The following is a 20,325-nucleotide window of genomic DNA, read 5'->3' as shown; positions in this document are numbered from 1 at the left end:
GGCGGGGAACATCTCGCCGCATCTGAGCTGGGAGGGTTTCCCGGCGGAGACGAAGAGTTTCGCGGTCACCTGCTTCGACCCGGACGCCCCGACGGGCAGCGGGTTCTGGCACTGGGTGCTGTTCGACATCCCGGCGTCGGTGACGGAGCTGCCGGCCGGTGCCGGGTCCGGGTCGTTCGAGGGGCTGCCGGCGGGCGCCGTGCACGCGCGGAACGACTACGGCTCGAAGGACTTCGGCGGTGCCGCTCCTCCGGCGGGGGATCCGGCGCACCGGTACGTCTTCACGGTGTACGCGGTGGACAAGGAGAAGCTCGGTACGGACGCCGACACCTCGCCGGCGGCCGTCGGGTTCAATCTGCGGTTCCACACGCTCGGCCGTGCCCAGTTGGTCGGTGAGTACGCGGCTCCCGCGGCGGCCTGATCGTTCGTTTGTTGTTTGCCCGCTTCTGGTCTTGGAGAGATCAGAAGCGGGCATCTTTTGTTGCGCGGGAAATTGCGTTGTCCGACCCGGCCGGCCCGGCCATCGTTGATCCAAGCCCGGAGCCCCCGCGCGGGGGCTGGGGCCGGCACACGGGAGGTGGGCAACATGCGGGACACGCTGGTACTGAACGCGAGCTTCGAGCCGCTTTCGACGGTCACACTCAACCGTGCGGTGGTGCTTGTCCTTCAGGACAAGGCCGTCGTCGAGCAGGCCCATCCCGAGCTGAGGGTGCGAGGTGCCGCCGTCGACCTGCCGGTCCCGCGGGTGATCAGGCTCTGCCGGTACGTACGGGTGCCGTTCCGAAGACAGGCCCCGTGGTCGAGGCGGGGGGTGTTGGTCCGGGACCAGCACCGGTGCGCGTACTGCGGGCGGCGGGCGACGACGGTCGACCATGTCGTGCCGCGGGCGCAGGGTGGTGGGGACAGCTGGCTGAACACGGTCGCCTCCTGTGCCGAGGACAACCACCGCAAGGCGGACCGGACGCCGGAGCAGGCGGGGATGCCGCTGCTGCACCAGCCGTTCGAGCCGACTCCGGCGGACGCGATGCTGCTGGCGATGCGGGCGAGCGAGCGGTCGGCGCTGCCGGCGTGGCTGGCCGATTCGGCCGCGTAGAGATGTGATCCGCGGACCTGAGGTGTGATCCGCGGAGGTGGGGAAGGGCCCGTCTCCCCCGTGGGAGGCGGGCCCTTCCGTTGTCGTGGCTAACCGAGGGTCAGTTGGAGGATGGCCACGATGCCGACGGCGATGATCACTCCGCGCAGGACCGTGGGGGGCAGTCTGCGGCCGACCTTGGCGCCGAGCTGGCCGCCGAGGGTGGAGCCGACGGCGATGAGCAGGACGGCCGTCCAGTCGAAGTCGGCGACGAAGAGGAAGAAGACGGCGGCGACTCCGTTGACCAGGGCGCCGAGGATGTTCTTGACGGCGTTGATGCGCTGCAGGTCGTCGTGGAGCAGCAGGCCCATGAGGGAGAGGTAGAGGACTCCTTGGGCGGCGCCGAAGTATCCGCCGTACATGCTGGCGAGGAGGAGGCCGACGAGGAGGGCGGGGCCGCCGTCGGGGTGGGCCTCGGTGCCGGTCTGCTCCCGGCGCCGCTTCACGGCCGCGGCGATGCGGGGCTGGAAGAGGACCAGGACGAGTGCGAGGCCGATGAGGACGGGGACGATCGCGTCGAAGGCCTCGGACGGCAGGGCCAGGAGCAGGATGGCGCCGATGAGGCCGCCGAGGAGGGCGACGCCGCCGAGGCGCAGGATGCGGGCCTTCTGGCCCTTGAGTTCGCGGCGGTAGCCGATGGCTCCGCTGATGGAACCGGGGACGAGGCCGAGGGCGTTGGAGACGTTCGCGGTGATCGGGGGGAGTCCGGTCGCGAGGAGGACCGGGAACGTGATGAGCGTTCCCGATCCGACGATGGTGTTGATGGTGCCGGCGCCGATGCCGGCGGCGAAGACTGCCAGGGCTTCCCAGATGGACAACGCCATCTCCTTACATGGTCAGTGAGTCGCCTCCCCGCCCCGAGGTCGTCGAGGTCGAGGGGCTCGCACCGATCATGCACGAGGATTACGTGTACGTGTCAGTCAACCGGCGGTTCGTCTCGCCGTTCGGTCGCTCCGCCCTTGACGTTGAAGCCGGGGGTGCCGCCGCCCACGTTGCCGAAGGCTCCGGAGAGGCCCTTGAGGGCGTCGCCGATCTCGCTGGGCACGATCCAGAGCTTGTTGGCGTCGCCCTCGGCGATCTTCGGGAGCATCTGGAGGTACTGGTACGAGAGGAGCTTCTGGTCCGGGTCGCCGGCGTGGATGGCCTCGAAGACGGTGCGGACGGCCTGGGCCTCGCCCTCGGCCTTGAGGGCGGCGGCCTTGGCCTCGCCCTCGGCGCGCAGGATGGCGGACTGCTTCTCGCCCTCGGCGGTGAGGATGGCGGACTGGCGGGTGCCCTCGGCGGTGAGGATGGCGGCGCGCTTGTCGCGCTCGGCGCGCATCTGCTTCTCCATCGAGTCCTGGATGGAGGTCGGCGGCTCGATGGCCTTGAGCTCGACGCGGTTGACGCGGATGCCCCACTTGCCGGTGGCCTCGTCGAGGACGCCGCGCAGGGCCGCGTTGATCTCCTCGCGGGAGGTGAGGGTCCGCTCCAGGTCCATGCCGCCGATGATGTTGCGCAGGGTGGTGACGGTGAGCTGCTCGATCGCCTGGATGTAGCTGGCGACCTCGTAGGTGGCGGCCCGGGCGTCGGTCACCTGGTAGTAGATGACCGTGTCGATGTTGACGACCAGGTTGTCCTGGGTGATCACCGGCTGCGGCGGGAACGGGACGACCTGTTCGCGGAGGTCGATCCGGTTGCGGATCGAGTCGATGAACGGGACGACGATGTTGAGTCCGGCGTTGAGCGTGCGGGTGTAGCGGCCGAAGCGCTCCACGATCGCCGCGCTCGCCTGCGGGATGACCTGGATCGTCTTGATCAGGGCGATGAAGACGAGCACCACCAGAATGATCAGGACGATGATGACTGCTGACATCGTGTTCCCCGTGCCCTTCGCTGCCGGTTGTCTGCCGGGTTTCTTCTGATGATCGAGTTTCCCAGATGGCGGAGCGTCATGGGCGAGGTTCGGTCACATGACCACGGCGGTCGCCCCGTCGATGTCCACGACGTCGACCCGTTCGCCCGGTTCGAAGGTCTGTCCGGTGTCGAGGGTGCGGGCGGACCAGATCTCACCGGCGAGCTTGATGCGGCCTCCGCTGCCGTCGACCCGCTCCAGGACGACGGCCTGACGCCCCTTCAGGGCGTCGACGCCGGTGGCGAGTTCGGGTCTGCCGTCGCGGTGGCGGGCGGCGATCGGACGCACCACCGCGATGAGTGCCACGGAGACGACGACGAAGACGAGCACCTGGGCGACGACGCCGAAGCCGAGGGCCGCGGTCACCGCCCCGGCGACCGCACCGACGGAGAACATGCCGAACTCCGGCATCGCGGTCAGGACCAGCGGAATGCCGAGCCCCACCGCGCCGATCAGCCACCAGACCCACGCGTCGATGTCCACGTGGTCATGGTAGGGCGGTGGGGTCCTTCCGGGACAGGGCGCGGGCGGCTGTGCGGGTCGCCGGTGCCCCGGCCGGTCACTTCAGGGGCAGGCCGTGGGCGGTCCAGCGGTCGCCGACGCGCTCGACGACGAGCGGCAGGCCGAAGCAGTGCGAGAGGTTGCGGGAGGTGAGCTCCATCTCCACGGGGCCGGCGGCGAGGACCTTGCCCTGACGGATCATCAGGACGTGGGTGAAGCCGGGGGCGATCTCCTCGACGTGGTGGGTCACCATGATCATGGAGGGGGCGTACGGGTCGCGGGCGAGGCGGCCGAGGCGGCGGACCAGGTCCTCGCGGCCGCCGAGGTCGAGGCCGGCGGCGGGCTCGTCGAGGAGGAGGAGCTCCGGGTCGGTCATCATCGCGCGGGCGATGAGGGTGCGCTTGCGCTCGCCCTCGGAGAGGGTGCCGAACCTGCGGTCCAGGTAGTCGTTCATCCCGAGCCGGTCGAGGAAGGCCTTGGCGCGCTCCTCGTCGATCGGGTCGTAGTCCTCGTTCCAGGTGGCGGTCATGCCGTACGCGGCGGTGAGGACGGTCTGCAGGACGGTCTGGCGCTTGGGGAGCTTCTCCGCCATCGCGATGCCGGCCATGCCGATGCGGGGGCGGAGCTCGAAGACGTCGGTGCCGACGCCGCCGAGCGGCTCGCCCAGGATGCGGGCGTTGCCCTTGGTGGGGAAGAGGTAGCTGGAGGCGATGTTCAGAAGAGTGGTCTTGCCGGCGCCGTTGGGTCCGAGGATCACCCAGCGCTCGCCCTCCTTGACCGACCAGGAGACATCGTCCACCAGAGCCCGTCCGTCGCGGACCACGGATACGTCCACCAGCTCCAGTACATCGCTCATGAGCGCGTTGTCTCCCCTTGCGGTCGAGTCTTGTCGTCGCCTTGCGCCGATGGGCGCGGCGTCCAGGGGAAAACCTACGTTATCGACGGAGCGGACCGGTCCGTAGGGCTTCCTTTGAGTCCTTAGTCTGGGGGGATGCTTTCGGAACCACGCTCAGGACGTCTGGCCGCCTGGGGCAATGCCCTGCTGGCCGGGGCGGTGTCGCCGGACGAGGCGGCGCTGGCGATTGTCGGGGAGGACGCGGTGCACCGCGTGGAGGGGCTGCCCGGGGAGGCGGGGCCGGTGGGGCTGACGCTCGCGCTGGGCCGGCTGCGGCGGCTCGGGGTGACCGGGTGGCGGGTCGCGCTGCCGGCGCCGGGGCATCCGCTGGGGCTGAGCGGGCCGCCGGACTTCAACGCGCGCGCGTTGGAGGCGGAGGAGGCGGTGGTGGGCTTCGGCGCGCCGTACGGTCTCGTGCCGGAGGTCTCCGAGGCCGGTCCCGCGGGTGACGTGCACGTCTCGGTGACCTGGCACTGTCTGGCCGTGCGGGAGGCGCCGCCCGCCGATGTGCCCTCGCTCGGCGAGGCCGAGCGGGAGCTGGCCGAGGCGCTGCGGGACGCGACGGCGGTGCTGACCCGGCTCGACGTGGCGGCCTCGGGGCCCGCGGCGGACGCGGCGCGCGAGGCGTACCGGGCGCGGGCGGAGGTGGGCCGCGAGGTGCTGGCCCCGGGCTATCCGCCGCGCGCGGTACGGGTCCTGGAGCTGGCGCAGCGGATCGGCCTGCTCGTGAACCTGGCGTACGACCACGGTCACGGGGGCGCGGTGAGCGCCTCGGAAATGGCGGCGCGGGGGGCGGCGCTGCGGCCGGTGGAGCGGGTGGCTCGGCGGGCACAGGTCGCGGCGTACAACGCGTACGTGGAGGAGAGGGAGCGGGAGCGGGGGTTCTGAGGCCTGCGCCTCGCGGGGAAAAGGGGTCGGCCCCCGGGGGGATCGTCCGGGGGCCGAGTGTGGGGCGGTCAGCCGTTGTGGGCGTCGTTGCCGAAGGCCGGGTTGAGCAGGCCGATCACGTTGACCGTGTTGCCGGAGACGTTCACGGGGACGTGGACCGGGACCTGCACCAGGTTGCCGGAGCCTACGCCCGGCGAGTGGAGGGCCTGCCCGTCGGCGTCCGCGTTCGCGGAGGCGACACCCGCGCCGGCGGCGACGATGCCACCCGCGATCATGGTGAGGGCGGCGGCCTTCTTGAGGTTCTTCACTGGGTACATCCTCCTGGTCGTCGCTGCGGCCGGTCCGCCGCAGCACGCCATGGAGAACGCCGCACCCCCCGCCGGGTTACGCCGAACGGGGGACATCCACACGACGGTATGAAGTACTGAACGGTCGTGCGCCCCGGCGCACAGAGGGGCGCGTCAGCCGGTGAGGCCGTGGCGGACCGCCCAGAGGGCCGCCTGGGTGCGGTCCGCCAGGTCGAGTTTCATCAAGATGTTCGAGACATGCGTCTTGACCGTCTTCTCGGAGAGGACGAGGGCCCGGGCGATCTCCCGGTTGGACCGGCCGTCCGCGATCAGGCCGAGGACCTCGCGCTCCCGCTCCGTGAGGGTGGAGCCCCGCCCCGTGCCCCCGCCGTGGGAGTCGTCCTGGGCGAGGAGCGCGCCGGCCACCTCGGGCTGGAGCAGGACGTGCCCGGCGTGGACGGAGCGGATCGCGCCGGCCAGGGCGTCGGGGTCGATGTCCTTGTAGACGTATCCACAGGCGCCGGCGCGGAGCGCGGGGACGACCGTCCGCTGCTCGGTGAAGCTGGTGACGATCAGGACTCTGGCGGGGTTGGCCAGCTCACGGAGCCGCTTGAGCGCCTCGATGCCGTCCGTGCCCGGCATCTTCACGTCCATGAGGACCACGTCCGGCTGCAGCTCCTCCGCCCTGGCGACCCCCTCGGCGCCGTCGGAGGCCTCCCCCACGACCTCTATGTCGTCCTGCACCTCCAGGAAGGTGCGCAGGCCACGGCGGACGACCTGGTGGTCGTCGACCAGGAGCACGCGGATCGGCTTGTCAGCCACCGGGGACCTCCATCTCGATCGTGGTGCCCCGGCCCGGGGCCGAGGTCACCGTGAGTCTGCCGCCGACGCCGCTCGCGCGGTCCCGCATGGAGACCAGGCCCAGATGGCGGCCCGCGCTGCGGACCGTACGCGGGTCGAAGCCCTTGCCGTCGTCGGTGACGGTGAGCCGCGCGCCCTGCCCGCTGCGGGTGAGGGAGACCGCGACGAGCTCCGCGTCCGCGTGCCGCAGGGCGTTGTGCAGGGCCTCCTGCGCGACCCGGAGGACGGCCTCCTCCTGGGCGGCGGGCAGGGCCCGGGTCCCCGGGCTCTCGAAGGTCACCCGGGCGGAATGGGCGCGGTCCAGGACCTGGATCTGGGTGCGGAGCGTGTGCACGAGGCCGTCCTCGTCGAGGGCGGCGGGCCTGAGCTCGACGACGGCGGCGCGCAGCTCGTCGGCGGCCTCGGCGGCGAGCGCGGCGACCTGCTGGAGCTCGCCCTTGGCGCGGACCGGGTCGCGGTCGACGAGGGCGGCGGCCGCCTGGGCGGTCAGACGGAGCGAGAAGAGCTTCTGGCTGACGGCGTCGTGCAGCTCGTGGGCGAGGCGGGAGCGCTCCTCGACGATGGTGAGCTCACGGCTGCGCTCGTACAGCCGGGCGTTGGTGAGGGCGATGGCCGCGTGCTGGGCGAGGATCGAGAGGAGTGCCTCGTCCTCGGCGGTGAAGCCGCAGCCGCCGCCCTCCCTCGGGCAGCGCTTGTTCGCGAGGAAGAGGGCGCCGAGGGTCTCGTCGCCGTCGCGGACGGGCAGGCCGAGGAAGTCGGACATCTCGGGGTGGGCGTCCGGCCAGCCCTCGAAGCGGGGGTCCGCGCGGACGTCGGCGAGCCGCTCGGGCTCGGCCTTGTGGAGCATCGCGGCCAGGATGCCGTGCTGGCGGGGCAGCGGGCCGATCGCCCTCCACTGCTCGTCGCTGACGCCGTCGACCACGAACTGGGCGAAGCCGCCGTGGTCGTCGGGGACGCCCAGCGCGGCGTACTCGGCGTCGAGCAGCTCGCGCGCGGAGGCCACGATCGTCTTGAGGACGTCACGGACCTCCAGATGGCGGCTCATCGCCAGGAGGGCGGTGCTCACGGCGGCCAGGCCGGAGCTCGGTCGATGGCTCATGTGTTCACCGTACCGGCGGGGTGTGACGGTCCGTATCCGTCCGGGGACGAGGGCGGAGCAGGTCCGGGGACCTAGGTCGAAGTGCCCTCGGCGGTCCGGGCCCGGGGACGAGGCGGTGGGCGGGGCCGCGGCCGGAGGGTGGAGCCATCCGAAGGAGAGAGGGGATGGACGTCATGGCTGTCGCGATCGTCACGGGGGCGTCGAGGGGTCTGGGGCGGGCACTGGCCGAGGCTCTCGCCGGGCGGGGCTGGGACCTGGTGCTGGACGCCCGCACGGCGGACGTACTGGAGGAGAGCGCGGCGGCGGCACGCGCGCGCGGGGCACGGGTGGTGGCGTCGGCCGGGGACGTGACGGACGCGGCGCACCGGCGGGAGCTCGTGGCCGCGGCGGAGGAGCTCGGTGGGCTCGATCTGCTCGTGAACAACGCGGGGATCCTGGGCGCGGAACCCCTGGTGCCGCTCGACCGGCACCCGCTGGACGGTTTCCGGGCCGCCCTGGAGGTCAATGTGGTGGCCCCGCTGGGGCTGCTGCAGGAGGCGCTGCCGCTGCTGCGCGCGGCGCCCGCCGGCGCGGTGGTCAATCTGAGCTCGGACGCGGCCGCGGAGGCGTACCGGACCTGGGGGGCGTACGGGGCGACGAAGGCGGCGCTCGACCAGCTGTCGGCGGTCCTGGCGGTGGAGGAGCCGGGGCTGCGGGTCTGGTGGGTGGACCCGGGCGGGATGCGGACGGACATGCTGGCCGCCGCGGAGCCCGGCGAGGACCTGTCCGGGACTCCCGCTCCGGCCGATGTCGCCCCCGTCTTCCTGCGGCTGCTCGACGAGCGGCCGGCGAGCGGCCGGTATTCCGCGCCGGCCTTCCTGGAGGCGTGATGACACTGGCCGTGAGGGTGCCGGCGGAACTGTCGGCGCGGGTGCCGGCCGAGCAGCGGGGGCCCGGGCGCCGCCGGGACGACGTGCGGCTGCTCGTGTCGCGGGGCACGGCGGTGTCGCACCACTCCTTCAGGGAGCTGCCCGCGCTGCTGCGGGCCGGGGACGTGCTGGTCGTCAACACCTCGACGACGCTCGCGGCAGCCGTGGACGGGCGGCTCGGCCCGGAGCCGGGCGGGGAGCCGGTGGTGGTGCACTTCTCGACCCGTGGGGACGACGGGCGCTGGGCCGTGGAGCTGCGGGCACCGGATCCGTCGGGCAGTACGCGCCCGCGTGGGGGCGGTCCCGCGGGCGTGGTCGTCCGGCTGCCGGGAGGGGCGCGGCTGGTGTGCGAGGAGCCGCTGGTGCCCGGCGGCGCGCGGCTGTGGTGGGCGCGGGTGACCGTGGACGTGCCGGGGCTGCTCGGCCGGTACGGGCGGCCCATCCGGTACGGGTACACGGACCGGGACCAACCCCTGTCGGCGTACCGGACGGTCTTCGCGCGCCCCTCCCCCGACGGGTCGGGCTCGGCGGAGATGCCGAGCGCGGGGCGGCCCTTCACGGCCCGGCTGGTGGCGGAGCTGGTCGACCGGGGCGTACGGATCGCCCCGCTCCGCCTTCATACGGGGGTGGCGTCGGCGGAGGCGCACGAGCCGCCCTACCCGGAGCGCTTCGAGGTCCCGGCGGCGACGGCCGGCCTGGTGAACGCGGCCCGTGCCGGGGGCGGCCGGGTGATCGCCGTCGGTACGACGGTGGTGCGGGCACTGGAGTCCGCTGCGGTGGAACCACCTCGGCGGACGGAGTCCGGCGCAGCGGCCCGAAGCCCGAGAGGCCCCCTGGGGCCGAACGGCGCGAGGGACGCGTCGAGAGAGGGGACCGTCGTGCGGGCGCTGGAGTCGGCAGCGGCGGGGCCGTCCCGGCGGGCGGGGGTCGGGTGCGGCGGGGCGGTGCGGGCCGTCGCGGGGTGGACCGATCTGGTGGTGACGCCCGCGCGCGGGGTGCGGGTGGTGGACGGGCTGCTCACCGGGCTGCACGAGCCGGAGGCCTCGCACCTGCTGATGCTGGAGGCGGTCGCCGGGCGGCCCGCGCTGCGGAGCGCGTACGCCGCCGCGGTACGGGAGCGCTACCTCTGGCACGAGTTCGGCGACCTCCATCTCCTCCTCCCGGAGGAGGGGGCTCACCGTATGCATTGCTGAAGCAACCCATGGTGAGTTCGTTACGGGCCTGATGTGAGGCCGCGCATAGGACGCACATCACTTACGAAGCCCCCTAGTGGACCTCATGACGCCGGATATGGGCGGAGAAAACGGGCCACAGGGGGCATTGCGCGGCCCCTGCGCGAGGCCCTGATCCACTACCCGGCTTCGTACGTCACACCTTTGCCACGGCATTTTGCTGCCGCTAAGAATTGCCTCCGTCGCCGCCGAGCAGGCGCAGCGCCGCCCCGGCCGAGCGACGACCCCCAGCGATTCGAAGAGGTAGTCCTGCATGTCTGCGAACACCCCTGGCCACAGTCGTGGTCTGAAGAAGACCCACAAGGCCACGATCGCCGGCGTCGCCGCTCTGGGCGCCGCAGCCCTCACCCTCTCCCTCGTGCCTCACAACGGCGGCACCGAGACCGAGCCCCAGGCCCTGTCCGGTACCCAGCAGGTGGCCTGGTCGTACAACGCGAACAGCCCGCAGGCCAAGGCGCTGGCCGCCAGCGTCAGCGAGCAGCAGACCACCATCGGTCTGAAGGCCAAGCAGGAGGCGGAGGCGAAGGCGAAGGCCGCCGCCAAGGCGAAGCTCGACGCCCAGGCGAAGGCCGCGAAGGCCAAGGCCGACGCCCTGGCGAAGGCCACCGCGAAGGCCAGGGCCGAGGTCAAGGCGAAGGCCGCCGCCAAGGCGAAGGCCGAGGCCAAGGCCAAGGCCGCCGCGAAGAAGCGCGCCGCGGAGAAGGCGGCCGCGAGCCGTTCCGTCGCCCGCACCCCGGTCTTCGCGAACAACCTCGACGGCTGGATCCGCGAGGCGCTCTACATCATGGACAAGCACAACATCCCGGGCACGTACAACGGCCTGCACAAGAACATCATGCGCGAGTCCAGCGGCAACCCGCGGGCCATCAACAACTGGGACATCAACGCCATCAACGGCATCCCGTCCAAGGGCCTGCTCCAGGTGATCTACCCGACCTTCAAGGCGTACCACATCCCCGGCACCAAGTTCGACCAGTACGACCCGGTCGCCAACATCGTCGCCGCCGCCAACTACGCGGCCGACCGCTACGGCTCGATCGACAACGTCAACAGCGCGTACTGACGCGCGAAAGGGCGGCACCCTCTCCGGGGTGCCGCCCTTCGGCGTGGCGGGGCCGACGGCCCTTACTTGCGCATGACCTCGGGCTCATGGCGGCGCAGCAGCCGCGCCACGAGGACGCAGCAGACCGTGGCCATGATCAGCTGGATGCCGAGGTCGAGGCTCCACTGGCCGACCGTGTGCTCCCACAGCGGGTCGGTGTTCGTGGGGTCCTTGTGGTCCCACGGCGGCATGAGGTGCGCCAGGTCGAGGGTGGTGCCGGCGCCGGCGATGCCCCAGCGGGAGGGCATGAGCCAGGCGAACTGCTCCAGGCCGGGCGAGCCGTACACCTGGAAGAGGATGCCGGTGAAGACGACCTGGATGATCGCGAACATGACGAGCAGCGGCATGGTCTTCTCGGCGGTCTTCACCAGCGCGGAGATGACCAGGCCGACCATCATCGAGGTCAGGCCGAGCGCGATGACCTGGACGCAGAGCTCGACGGCCGGCGGCATGAACAGGCCCTCTTCGGGCAGCGCGCGGGTGGAGAAGCCGATGCCGCAGATGATGACGCCCTGGAAGGCCGTAATCACGCCGAGGACGATGACCTTGGACATCAGGTACGCGGAGCGGGACAGGCCGACGGCGCGTTCCCGCTCGTAGATGACCCGTTCCTTGATCAGCTCTCGGACGGAGTTGGCCGCGCCGGAGAAGCACATGCCGACCGCGAGGATCAGCATGATCGTGCCCGCGTCGCCGTTGAAGCGGGACGGCGGCGTGGGCCTGCCGAGGCCGAAGTCGGCCGGGATGACGACGGACACCGCGCCGAGGACGGCCGGCAGGATCACCATCAGGGCCATGAAGCCCTTGTCGGACGCGATGACGGAGACGTAGCGGCGGATCAGGGTCCACAGCTGCGAGCCCCAGCCCTGCGGCTTCGGCGGCCTGGCCATCGCCTGCTGCGGCATCTGGACGGGCTGCGCGGCGACGGCGTCGATGTCCGCGGCGTACATCTGGTAGTGCTGCGAGCCCTTCCAGCGGCCCGCCCAGTCGTAGTCGCGGTAGTTCTCGAAGGCCGAGAAGACGTCGGCCCAGGTGGAGTAGCCGAAGAAGTTCAGCGCCTCCTCCGGCGGGCCGAAGTACGCCACGGAGCCGCCGGGCGCCATGACGAGGAGCTTGTCGCAGAGGCCCAGCTCGGCCACCGAGTGGGTGACGACGAGGACCGTGCGGCCGTCGTCCGCGAGGCCGCGGAGCAGCTGCATGACATCGCGGTCCATGCCCGGGTCGAGACCGGAGGTCGGCTCGTCCAGGAAGATCAGCGAGGGCTTGGTGAGGAGCTCCAGGGCGACGGAGACGCGCTTGCGCTGGCCACCGGAGAGGGAGGTGACCTTCTTCTCCTTGTGGATGTCGAGCTTGAGCTCGCGCAGCACCTCGTCGATGCGGGCCTCGCGCTCGGCCGTGGCGGTGTCGCCGGGGAAGCGGAGCTTGGCCGCGTAGCGCAGCGCCTTCACGACGGTCAGCTCCTTGTGCAGGATGTCGTCCTGCGGGACCAGACCGATGCGCTGGCGCAGCTCGGCGAACTGCTTGTAGAGGCTTCGGTTGTCGTAGAGGACGTCACCCTCGTTGGCCGGGCGGTAGCCGGTCAGCGCCTTGAGCAGGGTCGACTTGCCGGAGCCGGACGGGCCGATGACGCCGATCAGCGACTTCTCCGGGACGCCGAAGGTGACGTCCTTGAGGATCTGCTTGCCGCCGTCGACCGTGACCGTGAGGTGGCGGGCCGAGAAGGAGACCGAGCCGGTGTCGACGAACTCCTCGAGCTGGCCGCCGACGATGCGGAACGTCGAATGGCCGACGCCGACGATGTCCTGCGGGCCGAGCAGGGCGCTGCCGCCCTTGGGGATCGGCTGACCGTTGACGTACGTGCCGTTGTGCGAGCCGAGGTCGCGGATCTCCATGCGGCCGTCGGGCGTCGCGTGGAACTCGGCGTGGTGCCGCGAGACCTGGAGGTCGGAGACGACCAGTTCGTTCTCGAGGGCACGGCCGATCCGCATGACGTGACCGAGCGACAGCTGGTGGAACGTGGTGGGGCTGCGGTCGGCGTAGGCCGACGACGCCCCCGCGGCGCCACCGGGGCGACCCTGCCCGGGCCCCTGCTGGTGCGGGACCTGCTGCTGCGGGACCTGCTGGTGGGCCGGCGGCTGCTGCCAGCCCTGTTGCTGCGGGGGCGCCTGGTGCTGCGGAGGCGCCTGGTGCGTGGCCCAGTCGGCCTGCGCGGCGGCCCCGGCCGCCTGGTGGGCGGGGGCCTGCTGGGCCTGGGCCGGGGCCTGCTGCGGCGCCTGGTGCTGAGGCGCGGCGGCCGCGCCGGCGGCGGCGAGATTCAGCCGCGGGCCGTCGGTGGCGTTGCCCAGGTGGACGGCCGAGCCGGGACCGATCTCCACCTGGTGGATCCTCTGGCCCTGGAGGAAGGTGCCGTTCGTGGAGCCGTGGTCCTCGATGACCCAGCTCCGGCCGCCCCAGCTGATGGTGGCGTGGCGCCACGAGACCCTGGCGTCGTCGATGACCAGGTCACCCTGAGGGTCCCTGCCCAGGGTGTACGACCGGGACGGATCGAGCGTCCAGGTCCTGCCGTTCAATTCCAGTACGAGTTCTGGCACTCCATGCCCCACTACTTGTCCCCCGATGTACCCCCGTCGTCGGGAGTCCAGGGATGGCGAAATCATCCTGGGGAACTATTTCAGGCCCGGTCCCGTCTCGGAAAGTCGGGCCGCGTGAAGACCTCGGGGCGACTCCTGGACCAGTCGGGTGTCCGCAGGGCGGGACGGGGGGTGAGGCGGCACACGGTGCCCGATACGGTGGAACCACCATGAGCGCATCGCAGACCTCAGACGTTCCCACCCTTCTCGTCAAGATCTTCGGGAAGGACCGTCCCGGGATCACCGCGGGACTCTTCGACACCCTCGCCGCCTACTCCGTCGACGTCGTGGACATCGAACAGGTGGTCTCCCGCGGCCGCCTCGTCCTGTGCGCGCTCGTCACCGAGCCGACCGTCGCCTCGCCGGGCGAACTCCGGGCCACCGTCCACAGCTGGGCCGAATCGCTGAAGCTCCAGGCCGAGATCATCTCCGGCACGGGCGACAACCGTCCCCGTGGCGAGGGACGCTCGCACGTCACCGTGCTCGGCAACCCGCTCACCGCCGAGCAGACGGCGGCCATAGCGGCCAGGATCGCGGAGACCGGCGGCAACATCGACCGCGTCTTCCGCCTCGCGAAGTACCCGGTGACGGCGGTCGAGTTCGCCGTCTCGGGCTGCGGGACCGAGCCGCTGCGGACCGCGCTGGCCATGGAGGCGCACGGCATCGGGGTCGACGTGGCCGTCGTCTCCGCCGGTCTGCACCGGCGGGCCCAGCGGCTCGTGGTCATGGACGTCGACTCGACCCTGATCCAGGACGAGGTGATCGAGCTCTTCGCCGCGCACGCGGGCTGCGAGGACAAGGTCGCCGAGGTGACGGCGGCGGCGATGCGCGGCGAGCTGGACTTCGAGCAGTCGCTCCACGCGCGCGTGGAGCTGCTCGCCGGTCTCGACGCCTCGGTGGTCGAGAAGGTCCGCGCCGAGGTGCGGCTGACCCCGGGCGCCCGGACCCTGATCCGTACGCTCAAGCGGCTCGGCTACCAGGTGGGCGTCGTCTCCGGCGGTTTCACGCAGGTCACCGACGACCTGAAGGAGCGGCTCGGCCTCGACTTCGCCTCCGCCAACACGCTGGAGATCGTGGACGGGAAGCTCACCGGCCGGGTGACCGGCGAGATCGTCGACCGGGCGGGCAAGGCGCGGCTGCTGCGCCGCTTCGCCTCGGAGGCGGGGGTGCCGCTGGCGCAGACCGTGGCGATCGGCGACGGGGCCAACGACCTGGACATGCTGAACGCGGCCGGGCTCGGGGTGGCGTTCAACGCGAAGCCGGTGGTGCGTCGGGCGGCCCACACGGCGGTGAACGTGCCGTTCCTGGACACCGTGCTGTACCTGCTCGGCATCACGCGCGAGGAGGTCGAGGCGGCGGACTTCGGCGAGGACGACCTGCCGCACTGAGCGGTGGCGGTACGGAGGAGGGCCCGGGTGTCGGACGACGCCCGGGCCCTCTCGTGTACGGGATCAGGCGTGCGGGGCCCAGAAGTCGACGAGTCGTCCGACGCCGTGCTCCACGGACTTCCAGGTGCCGTCGAAGGTGATGACGGCGAAGGCGGAGGTCGGGAAGCCGCTGCGGTTCATCCGGGGCAGGAGCTCGCCCTCGGACTCGCCCGCCAGGGCGTCGGCGAGCGCGTGCATCCCCGGGTTGTGGCCGACGAGCAGGAGGTTGTTCACGGTGTCCGGGGTCTCGTTGACCACGGCGATGAGCTCACCGAGGGAGGCTTCGTAGATCCGCTCCTCGTACACCGTCTTGGGGCGCGCGGGCAGCTCGTGGACGGCCAGCTTCCAGGTCTCACGGGTGCGGACGGCGGTCGAACAGAGGGCCAGGTCGAGGGCGATGCCGCTGTCGGCGAGCCGCCTGCCGGCCACCGGGGCGTCCTTGCGGCCTCGTTCCGCGAGGGGGCGCTCGTGGTCCGGTCCGTCGTTCCAGTCTGCCTTCGCGTGCCGGAGGAGCACGATGCTGCGGGGTGTATCGACGCTCATGGTCCACAGCTTCGCATGAAACAGGCCACTCCGGCTCAGAGAGAGAGTGTTTGCCAGAGGTGCTCCAGGACGCGCCCGGTCGCGAGCTCACCGGAGGCGGCCTGAGCCCCGTCCGACCCGGCCATGAGGACCAGGAGGGCGAGGAAGGCGGCTGCCGGGAGGACGAGGGCCCACCAGGGCAGCCGGGTGTCGACGCCGGTGGTCGTGGTCCGGATGCCGGGGTGCGTGGGGGCCGACATGGCCGCCTCCGTGGGTGAGTTCCGCGCTTTCGCCGTTGTCACCAACGTACGGATCGCGCGTCCTCCGGCCCATCCGGTGATCCACCCACTTGACCCTGAGACCCGCCCCCTAGGGGATGCGGGGGCTACCCCCACCTCACGGGGAGGCGAAGGAGGCGATGACGGCGATGACGACCGTGATGCCGAGCATCGCGCCGAGCACGAGGAGCAGCTTCTTCTGGCCGTTCTGGGGGTTGGGTTCGAGGACTGGCATGGGAACAGTCTCGCATCTCAGCATTCGTCCTCGACCGTCCGGTCCCTGCCCGCCAGGGTCCCGACGATCATCTGCGGCACCATGAGCCCGCCCATGAGCGCGATGGGCAGTCCCCAGCCGCCGCTGTGCTGGTAGAGCACGCCGACGAGGAGGGGGCCGGGGATCGAGATGAGGTAGCCGACGCTCTGCGCGAAGGCGGAGAGGCGGACGACGCCGGCGCCGGTGCGCGAGCGCATGCCGATCATCGTGAGGGCGAGCGGGAAGGAGCAGTTGGAGACGCCGAGGAGCACGGCCCAGCCCCAGGCCCCGCCGGAGGGGGCGAGGAGGAGTCCGGTGTAGCCGGTGAGTCCGCACAGGCCGAGCGCGACGACGATCGGGCCCTGGTTCTTCATCCGGGTCGCGAGGCGGGGGATGACGAAGGCGAGCGGGACGCCCATGACCATGGTGACGGCGAGGAGCACGCCCGCGGTGGCGGCGGGGACGCCGGCGTCGCGGAAGATCTGCGGCATCCAGCCCATGGTGATGTAGGCGCCGGTGGCCTGGAGGCCGAAGAAGACGCCGAGCGCCCAGGCGGTGCGGCTGCGGGTGATGCGCGGCGCGGGGGCCTGCGGTACCGCTTCCCGGGTCTGCGGTGCCGCTTCGGGGGTCGCGGCCGCCGGGAGGGTCGTGTCGGTGTTCCGGTCGCGCAGGAGCGGGAGCCAGGGCAGGACGGCGAGCGCGGCGAGGGCCGCCCAGACGCCGAGGCCGAGGCGCCAGTCGCCGCCGAGGGCGTCGGTCATGGGCACGGTCGCGGCCGCGGCGACGGAGGTGCCGAGGGCGAGCGCCATGGAGTAGAGGCCGGTCATGCTGCCGACGCGGTCGGGGAAGTACCGCTTGACGATGACGGGCATCAGGACGTTGCTGACGGCGATGCCCATGAGGGCGAGGGCGCTGGCCGCGAGGAAGGCGGCGGTGCCGGTCGCGAAGGGCCGCAGGACGAGGCCGGTGAAGATCGCGGCCATGCCCGCGCAGACGACGGCGGCGGGGCCGAAGCGGCGGGCGAGGCGGGGCGCGGTGATGCCGAAGACCGCGAAGCAGAGCGGGGGGACGGAGGTGAGGACTCCGGCGACGCTGCCGCTCATGTGGAGGTCTTCGCTGACCTCTTCGAGGAGGGCGCCGAGGCTGGTGATGGCGGGGCGCAGGTTGAGGGCGGCCAGGACGAGTCCGACGGCGACGAGGCCGAGCAGCCGGCCGCGTGCCGGGCCCGGTGCGGGAGAATCGGCGGCGGTGGCGGGCGCTCCGGAGGACGCGGTCGCGGTGGTGGATCCGGCCGGTCGCGCGGTGGTTCCGGCCGGCGGTGCGGCGGGGTCGAGGGTCTTCGGCTCGTCAGGCATGAAGCCATCATAGAATCATGGGATGATTGGTTGTCCAATCTCGAACGAATGGGAAGGCGCTCCATGGCCCTCGGTCACCCCCGGCGCACCGGTCTCTCCGACCAGGTGATCGCCGAGCTGCGGAACCAGATCACCTCCGGCGAGTGGCCGGTGGGTTCACGCATCCCGACCGAACCCGAACTGGTCGAGCAGCTGGGCGTGGCCCGCAACACGGTGCGCGAGGCGGTCCGCGCGCTCGCGCACAACGGCCTGCTCGACATCCGCCAGGGCTCGGGGACGTACGTGGTCGCCACCAGCGAGCTGGCGGGCGTCATGCACCGGCGCTTCGCCGGCTCCGACCCCCGGCACGTCGCCGAGCTGCGCTCCACGCTGGAGTCCGCCGCGGCGCGGTTCGCGGCCGGGCGGCGCTCGGAGCGGGACCTGAAGCAGCTGGACGCCCTGCTCGTGCGGCGCGAGCAGGCATGGGAGTCGGGGGACGCGGAGCGGTTCGTGACGGCCGACGCGGCCTTCCACCACGCGGTCGTCGCCGCCTCGGGCAACGAGGTGCTGACGGAGCTCTACGCGGACCTGGGCGATCTGCTGCGGGACTGGCTGCGCGACGACGTGGGGCAGGTGCTGCGGCCGGAGAACCACATGGACCACGCGCGCCTGGTGGACGCGATCCGCGAGGGCGACGCCGAGCGGGCCGGCACGGAGGCGGCCGGTTACCCCTTCATGTGCCTCAGGAGCCCCGCACCGGAAGGGGCTGCCCCGGAGCGGGAGGCGGATCCGCGGGCTGGTGCGTGACCCAGGCGGACCGGACCTCCTTCCAGCAGCGGCCGGTGACCTGGGCGTAGTCGGCGGGGCCGACCTCCACGGCGGCGCTGTCGCTGTCGACGTCCCACCAGCGGTCGCACTCGACGTGCAGGCGGACGCGGTCGGTGCGAGGGTACGGGTTGCTGCAGTGGGCGGTGACGCGGGAGCCCTCGACGACGGTGCGGCAGGAGGCTCCGAAGTCCTCCGGCTCCTCGGTCGCCGGGGCGGTGACGGAGGGCTCCTCGGCGGGGGCGGGAGCGGCCCGCAGCTCGGTGGCCACGGCTGTACCGGTGATCAGAACGGCGACGGAGGCGAACGCCCCGAAGCCCTGACGTATCACGCGCATGCCCGTACCTCCTCCCCGTCAGCAGCAGAACATCACGCTCTGCCTCAGTCTGGGGTGGTTCGGGCTGATTTTCGACCCGTGCAGGAGTTGCGGAACGGCGAGGGCCGTGTGTCCGCCACTCGGCGGACACACGGCCCTCTCTGCCGTACGGAGCTGTACGGAGCGGTTACGCGCCGATGGCGTGCAGACCGCCGTCCACGTGGATGATCTCGCCCGTGGTCTTCGGGAACCAGTCCGAGAGCAGCGCGACGATGCCGCGGCCGGCCGGCTCCGGGTCCGAGAGCTCCCACTCCAGCGGGGAACGGCTGTCCCACACGGAGGCCAGCTCGCCGAAGCCCGGGATGGACTTCGCGGCCATGGAGCCGAGCGGGCCCGCCGAGATCAGGTTGCAGCGGATGTTCTGCTTGCCGAGGTCGCGCGCCATGTAGCGGCTGGTGGCCTCCAGGGCGGCCTTGGCCGGGCCCATCCAGTCGTACTGCGGCCAGGCGAACTTGGCGTCGAAGGTGAGGCCGACGACCGAACCGCCCTCGGACATCAGCGGCAGCAGCGCCATGGTCAGCGACTTCAGGGAGAAGGCGGAGACGTGCATGGCGGTGGCCACGGACTCGAACGGCGTGTTCAGGAAGTTGCCGCCGAGCGCGTCCTGCGGCGCGAAGCCGATGGAGTGCACGATGCCGTCGAGGCGGTCGCCCAGGTGCTCGCGGACCTGGCCCTCCAGGCGGGCGAGGTGCTCGTCGTTGGAGACGTCGAGCTCCAGGACCTTGACGTTCTCGGGCTTGGGGAGCTTCTTGGCGATGCGCTCGGTCAGCGTCGGCCGGGGCCAGGCGGTGAGGATGATCTCCGCACCCTGCTCCTGGGCCAGCTTCGCGGCGTGGAAGGCGATGGAGGACTCCATCAGCACACCGGTGATGAGGATGCGCTTGCCCTCGAGAATTCCGCTCATGGTGATCAGTGACCCATGCCCAATCCGCCGTCAACCGGGATGACGGCTCCAGTGATGTACGAGGCGTCGTCGGAGGCGAGGAACTTCACCGCGGCGGCGATCTCCTCCGGCTGCGCGTAACGGCCCAGCGGCACCTGGGAGACGATGCCCGCGCGCTGCTCGTCGGTGAGCACCGCGGTCATGTCGGTGTCGACGAAGCCGGGGGCGACGACGTTGAAGGTGATGTTGCGCGAGCCCAGCTCACGCGCGAGGGAGCGGGCGAAACCGACCAGGCCGGCCTTGGAGGCGGCGTAGTTGGCCTGGCCCGCGGAGCCCAGCAGACCGACGACCGAGGAGATCAGGACGACGCGGCCCTTCTTGGCACGCAGCATCCCGCGGTTGGCGCGCTTGACGACCCGGAAGGTGCCGGTGAGGTTGGTGTCGAGGACGGACGTGAAGTCCTCCTCGGTCATGCGCATGAGGAGCTGGTCCTTCGTCACGCCGGCGTTGGCCACGAGGACCTCCACCGGGCCGTGCTTCTCCTCGATCTCCTTGTAGGCCGTCTCCACCTGCTCCGCGTCGGTGATGTCGCACTTGACGGGGAGGCAGCCGAGCTCGACCAGGGCGGCCGGGGGCTCGCCGGAGCGGTACGTGATCGCGACCTTGTCGCCGGCCTCGGCGAACGCGCGGGCGATGGCGAGGCCGATGCCCCGGTTTCCTCCGGTGACGAGAACCGAGCGGCTCAACGGATCACCCTTTCGATAGCGGTCTGGTAGCCGAAAACCTATCGGTATCGCCCCCGACATGAGGAATCGACCTCCGACAGTGGCGTACGGGCGTCACTGTCGGGTCCCTACAGCTCGGGGCCGGTGCGGACCGGCCCGCGGGTGCGCCGGGGGCGCCCTCCGGTCCAATGCGCGGACTCGGCCGCCCGTCCCGTGATTGACTTCCCGGACAGTTCAACCGCCGTCTTCCGATCGCCGAGAGCGAGGCCGCTC

Annotated in this window: 23 protein-coding genes (1 of these 23 only partly in view); 8 read left to right on the top strand and 15 right to left on the bottom strand. The window is 71.6% G+C overall.

From position 1 onward, the window contains the following. A protein-coding gene (locus BLW86_RS29170; RefSeq protein ID WP_093878939.1) for a YbhB/YbcL family Raf kinase inhibitor-like protein crosses the window boundary here: on the top strand, nucleotides 1-421 show its 3' portion. The gene continues 119 nt to the left of window position 1, outside the view; 421 of the gene's 540 nt are visible here — the last part of the coding sequence; its start codon lies off the left edge, out of view; the stop codon is at nucleotides 419-421. A gap of 165 nt (nucleotides 422-586) precedes the next feature. Then, entirely contained in the window at nucleotides 587-1,093 is a 507-nt protein-coding gene (locus BLW86_RS29165) for an HNH endonuclease (RefSeq protein ID WP_093876792.1), read from the top strand. 89 nt (nucleotides 1,094-1,182) lie between these two features. Here the strand turns inward: BLW86_RS29165 and BLW86_RS29160 are convergent, their stop codons facing one another. The 4 genes from BLW86_RS29160 to BLW86_RS29145 form a co-directional block, all read right to left on the bottom strand. Then, entirely contained in the window at nucleotides 1,183-1,956 is a 774-nt protein-coding gene (locus BLW86_RS29160; protein WP_177181784.1) for a sulfite exporter TauE/SafE family protein, read from the bottom strand. 92 nt (nucleotides 1,957-2,048) lie between these two features. Then, nucleotides 2,049-2,987: an SPFH domain-containing protein gene (locus BLW86_RS29155; protein WP_093876790.1), complete on the bottom strand. Its 939-nt coding sequence runs from the start codon at nucleotides 2,985-2,987 to the stop codon at nucleotides 2,049-2,051. A 93-nt stretch (nucleotides 2,988-3,080) separates the two neighbouring features. Beyond that, entirely contained in the window at nucleotides 3,081-3,509 is a 429-nt protein-coding gene (locus BLW86_RS29150; protein ID WP_093876789.1) for an NfeD family protein, read from the bottom strand. 76 nt (nucleotides 3,510-3,585) lie between these two features. Continuing rightward, a complete protein-coding gene (locus BLW86_RS29145) occupies nucleotides 3,586-4,383 on the bottom strand; it encodes an ABC transporter ATP-binding protein (RefSeq protein WP_093876788.1) in 798 nt (265 codons plus the stop codon). Between the two features lie 135 nt (nucleotides 4,384-4,518). On the opposite strand from BLW86_RS29145, the gene BLW86_RS29140 reads away from it, so the two are divergent. Then, a complete protein-coding gene (locus BLW86_RS29140; RefSeq protein ID WP_093876787.1) occupies nucleotides 4,519-5,310 on the top strand; it encodes a Rossmann-fold NAD(P)-binding domain-containing protein in 792 nt (263 codons plus the stop codon). A 68-nt stretch (nucleotides 5,311-5,378) separates the two neighbouring features. Here the strand turns inward: BLW86_RS29140 and BLW86_RS29135 are convergent, their stop codons facing one another. The 3 genes from BLW86_RS29135 to BLW86_RS29125 all read right to left on the bottom strand — a co-directional run bounded on the left by BLW86_RS29135 (nucleotide 5,379) and on the right by BLW86_RS29125 (nucleotide 7,557). Next, on the bottom strand, nucleotides 5,379-5,618 hold the full coding sequence (locus BLW86_RS29135; protein WP_093876786.1) for a chaplin: 240 nt from the start codon (nucleotides 5,616-5,618) through the stop codon (nucleotides 5,379-5,381). Nucleotides 5,619-5,771: 153 nt separating this feature from the next. Then, nucleotides 5,772-6,419 (bottom strand): response regulator, encoded by a 648-nt coding sequence (locus tag BLW86_RS29130; protein ID WP_093876785.1) that lies wholly within the window; start codon nucleotides 6,417-6,419, stop codon nucleotides 5,772-5,774. Further along, the gene (locus BLW86_RS29125; RefSeq protein WP_093876784.1) at nucleotides 6,412-7,557 is read right to left on the bottom strand and encodes a GAF domain-containing sensor histidine kinase; all 1,146 of its coding nucleotides are present in this window, start codon (nucleotides 7,555-7,557) and stop codon (nucleotides 6,412-6,414) included. The genes BLW86_RS29130 and BLW86_RS29125 overlap by 8 nt, the downstream gene beginning before the upstream one ends. A gap of 173 nt (nucleotides 7,558-7,730) precedes the next feature. On the opposite strand from BLW86_RS29125, the gene BLW86_RS29120 reads away from it, so the two are divergent. The 3 genes from BLW86_RS29120 to BLW86_RS29105 all read left to right on the top strand — a co-directional run bounded on the left by BLW86_RS29120 (nucleotide 7,731) and on the right by BLW86_RS29105 (nucleotide 10,760). Beyond that, nucleotides 7,731-8,426, top strand: coding sequence for an SDR family NAD(P)-dependent oxidoreductase (locus tag BLW86_RS29120; RefSeq protein WP_093878938.1), 696 nt, complete (start codon nucleotides 7,731-7,733; stop codon nucleotides 8,424-8,426). Next, a complete protein-coding gene (locus BLW86_RS29115) occupies nucleotides 8,426-9,658 on the top strand; it encodes an S-adenosylmethionine:tRNA ribosyltransferase-isomerase (RefSeq protein WP_256341458.1) in 1,233 nt (410 codons plus the stop codon). The genes BLW86_RS29120 and BLW86_RS29115 overlap by 1 nt, the downstream gene beginning before the upstream one ends. Before the next feature lie 292 nt (nucleotides 9,659-9,950). After that, entirely contained in the window at nucleotides 9,951-10,760 is an 810-nt protein-coding gene (locus tag BLW86_RS29105) for a transglycosylase SLT domain-containing protein (RefSeq protein WP_093876783.1), read from the top strand. A gap of 62 nt (nucleotides 10,761-10,822) precedes the next feature. Here BLW86_RS29105 and BLW86_RS29100 read toward each other — a convergent pair whose 3' ends face one another. Beyond that, nucleotides 10,823-13,402 (bottom strand): ABC transporter ATP-binding protein/permease, encoded by a 2,580-nt coding sequence (locus BLW86_RS29100; protein WP_093876782.1) that lies wholly within the window; start codon nucleotides 13,400-13,402, stop codon nucleotides 10,823-10,825. Between the two features lie 197 nt (nucleotides 13,403-13,599). Between BLW86_RS29100 and serB the strand changes: the two genes are divergently transcribed. Next, a complete protein-coding gene (gene serB / locus BLW86_RS29095) occupies nucleotides 13,600-14,817 on the top strand; it encodes a phosphoserine phosphatase SerB (RefSeq protein ID WP_093876781.1) in 1,218 nt (405 codons plus the stop codon). A 63-nt stretch (nucleotides 14,818-14,880) separates the two neighbouring features. Here the strand turns inward: serB and BLW86_RS29090 are convergent, their stop codons facing one another. The 4 genes from BLW86_RS29090 to BLW86_RS29075 form a co-directional block, all read right to left on the bottom strand. After that, nucleotides 14,881-15,399: a SixA phosphatase family protein gene (locus BLW86_RS29090; protein ID WP_093876780.1), complete on the bottom strand. Its 519-nt coding sequence runs from the start codon at nucleotides 15,397-15,399 to the stop codon at nucleotides 14,881-14,883. A 35-nt stretch (nucleotides 15,400-15,434) separates the two neighbouring features. Further along, the gene (locus tag BLW86_RS29085) at nucleotides 15,435-15,638 is read right to left on the bottom strand and encodes a hypothetical protein (protein ID WP_093876779.1); all 204 of its coding nucleotides are present in this window, start codon (nucleotides 15,636-15,638) and stop codon (nucleotides 15,435-15,437) included. Nucleotides 15,639-15,774: 136 nt separating this feature from the next. Further along, on the bottom strand, nucleotides 15,775-15,891 hold the full coding sequence (locus tag BLW86_RS43365) for an SGM_5486 family transporter-associated protein (RefSeq protein WP_256341457.1): 117 nt from the start codon (nucleotides 15,889-15,891) through the stop codon (nucleotides 15,775-15,777). A gap of 17 nt (nucleotides 15,892-15,908) precedes the next feature. Then, nucleotides 15,909-17,264, bottom strand: coding sequence for a CynX/NimT family MFS transporter (locus BLW86_RS29075; RefSeq protein ID WP_093876778.1), 1,356 nt, complete (start codon nucleotides 17,262-17,264; stop codon nucleotides 15,909-15,911). A 63-nt stretch (nucleotides 17,265-17,327) separates the two neighbouring features. Between BLW86_RS29075 and BLW86_RS29070 the strand changes: the two genes are divergently transcribed. Continuing rightward, on the top strand, nucleotides 17,328-18,050 hold the full coding sequence (locus tag BLW86_RS29070; RefSeq protein WP_093876777.1) for a FadR/GntR family transcriptional regulator: 723 nt from the start codon (nucleotides 17,328-17,330) through the stop codon (nucleotides 18,048-18,050). Here BLW86_RS29070 and BLW86_RS29065 read toward each other — a convergent pair. The 3 genes from BLW86_RS29065 to fabG all read right to left on the bottom strand — a co-directional run bounded on the left by BLW86_RS29065 (nucleotide 17,986) and on the right by fabG (nucleotide 20,073). Then, a complete protein-coding gene (locus BLW86_RS29065; RefSeq protein ID WP_093876776.1) occupies nucleotides 17,986-18,405 on the bottom strand; it encodes a hypothetical protein in 420 nt (139 codons plus the stop codon). The two genes, BLW86_RS29070 and BLW86_RS29065, sit on opposite strands and share 65 nt — an antisense overlap. Nucleotides 18,406-18,571: 166 nt before the next feature. Further along, on the bottom strand, nucleotides 18,572-19,348 hold the full coding sequence (gene fabI, locus BLW86_RS29060) for an enoyl-ACP reductase FabI (RefSeq protein ID WP_030691677.1): 777 nt from the start codon (nucleotides 19,346-19,348) through the stop codon (nucleotides 18,572-18,574). A gap of 5 nt (nucleotides 19,349-19,353) precedes the next feature. Beyond that, nucleotides 19,354-20,073: a 3-oxoacyl-[acyl-carrier-protein] reductase gene (gene fabG / locus BLW86_RS29055; protein WP_030691676.1), complete on the bottom strand. Its 720-nt coding sequence runs from the start codon at nucleotides 20,071-20,073 to the stop codon at nucleotides 19,354-19,356. Nucleotides 20,074-20,325 lie beyond the last annotated feature (252 nt).

Origin of the sequence: Streptomyces sp. TLI_105, assembly GCF_900105415.1 — a bacterium.
Lineage (GTDB): Bacteria > Actinomycetota > Actinomycetes > Streptomycetales > Streptomycetaceae > Streptomyces.
The sequence above is the reverse complement of the archived record's forward strand: the minus strand, read 5'-3'. Positions and strand labels throughout refer to the sequence as shown.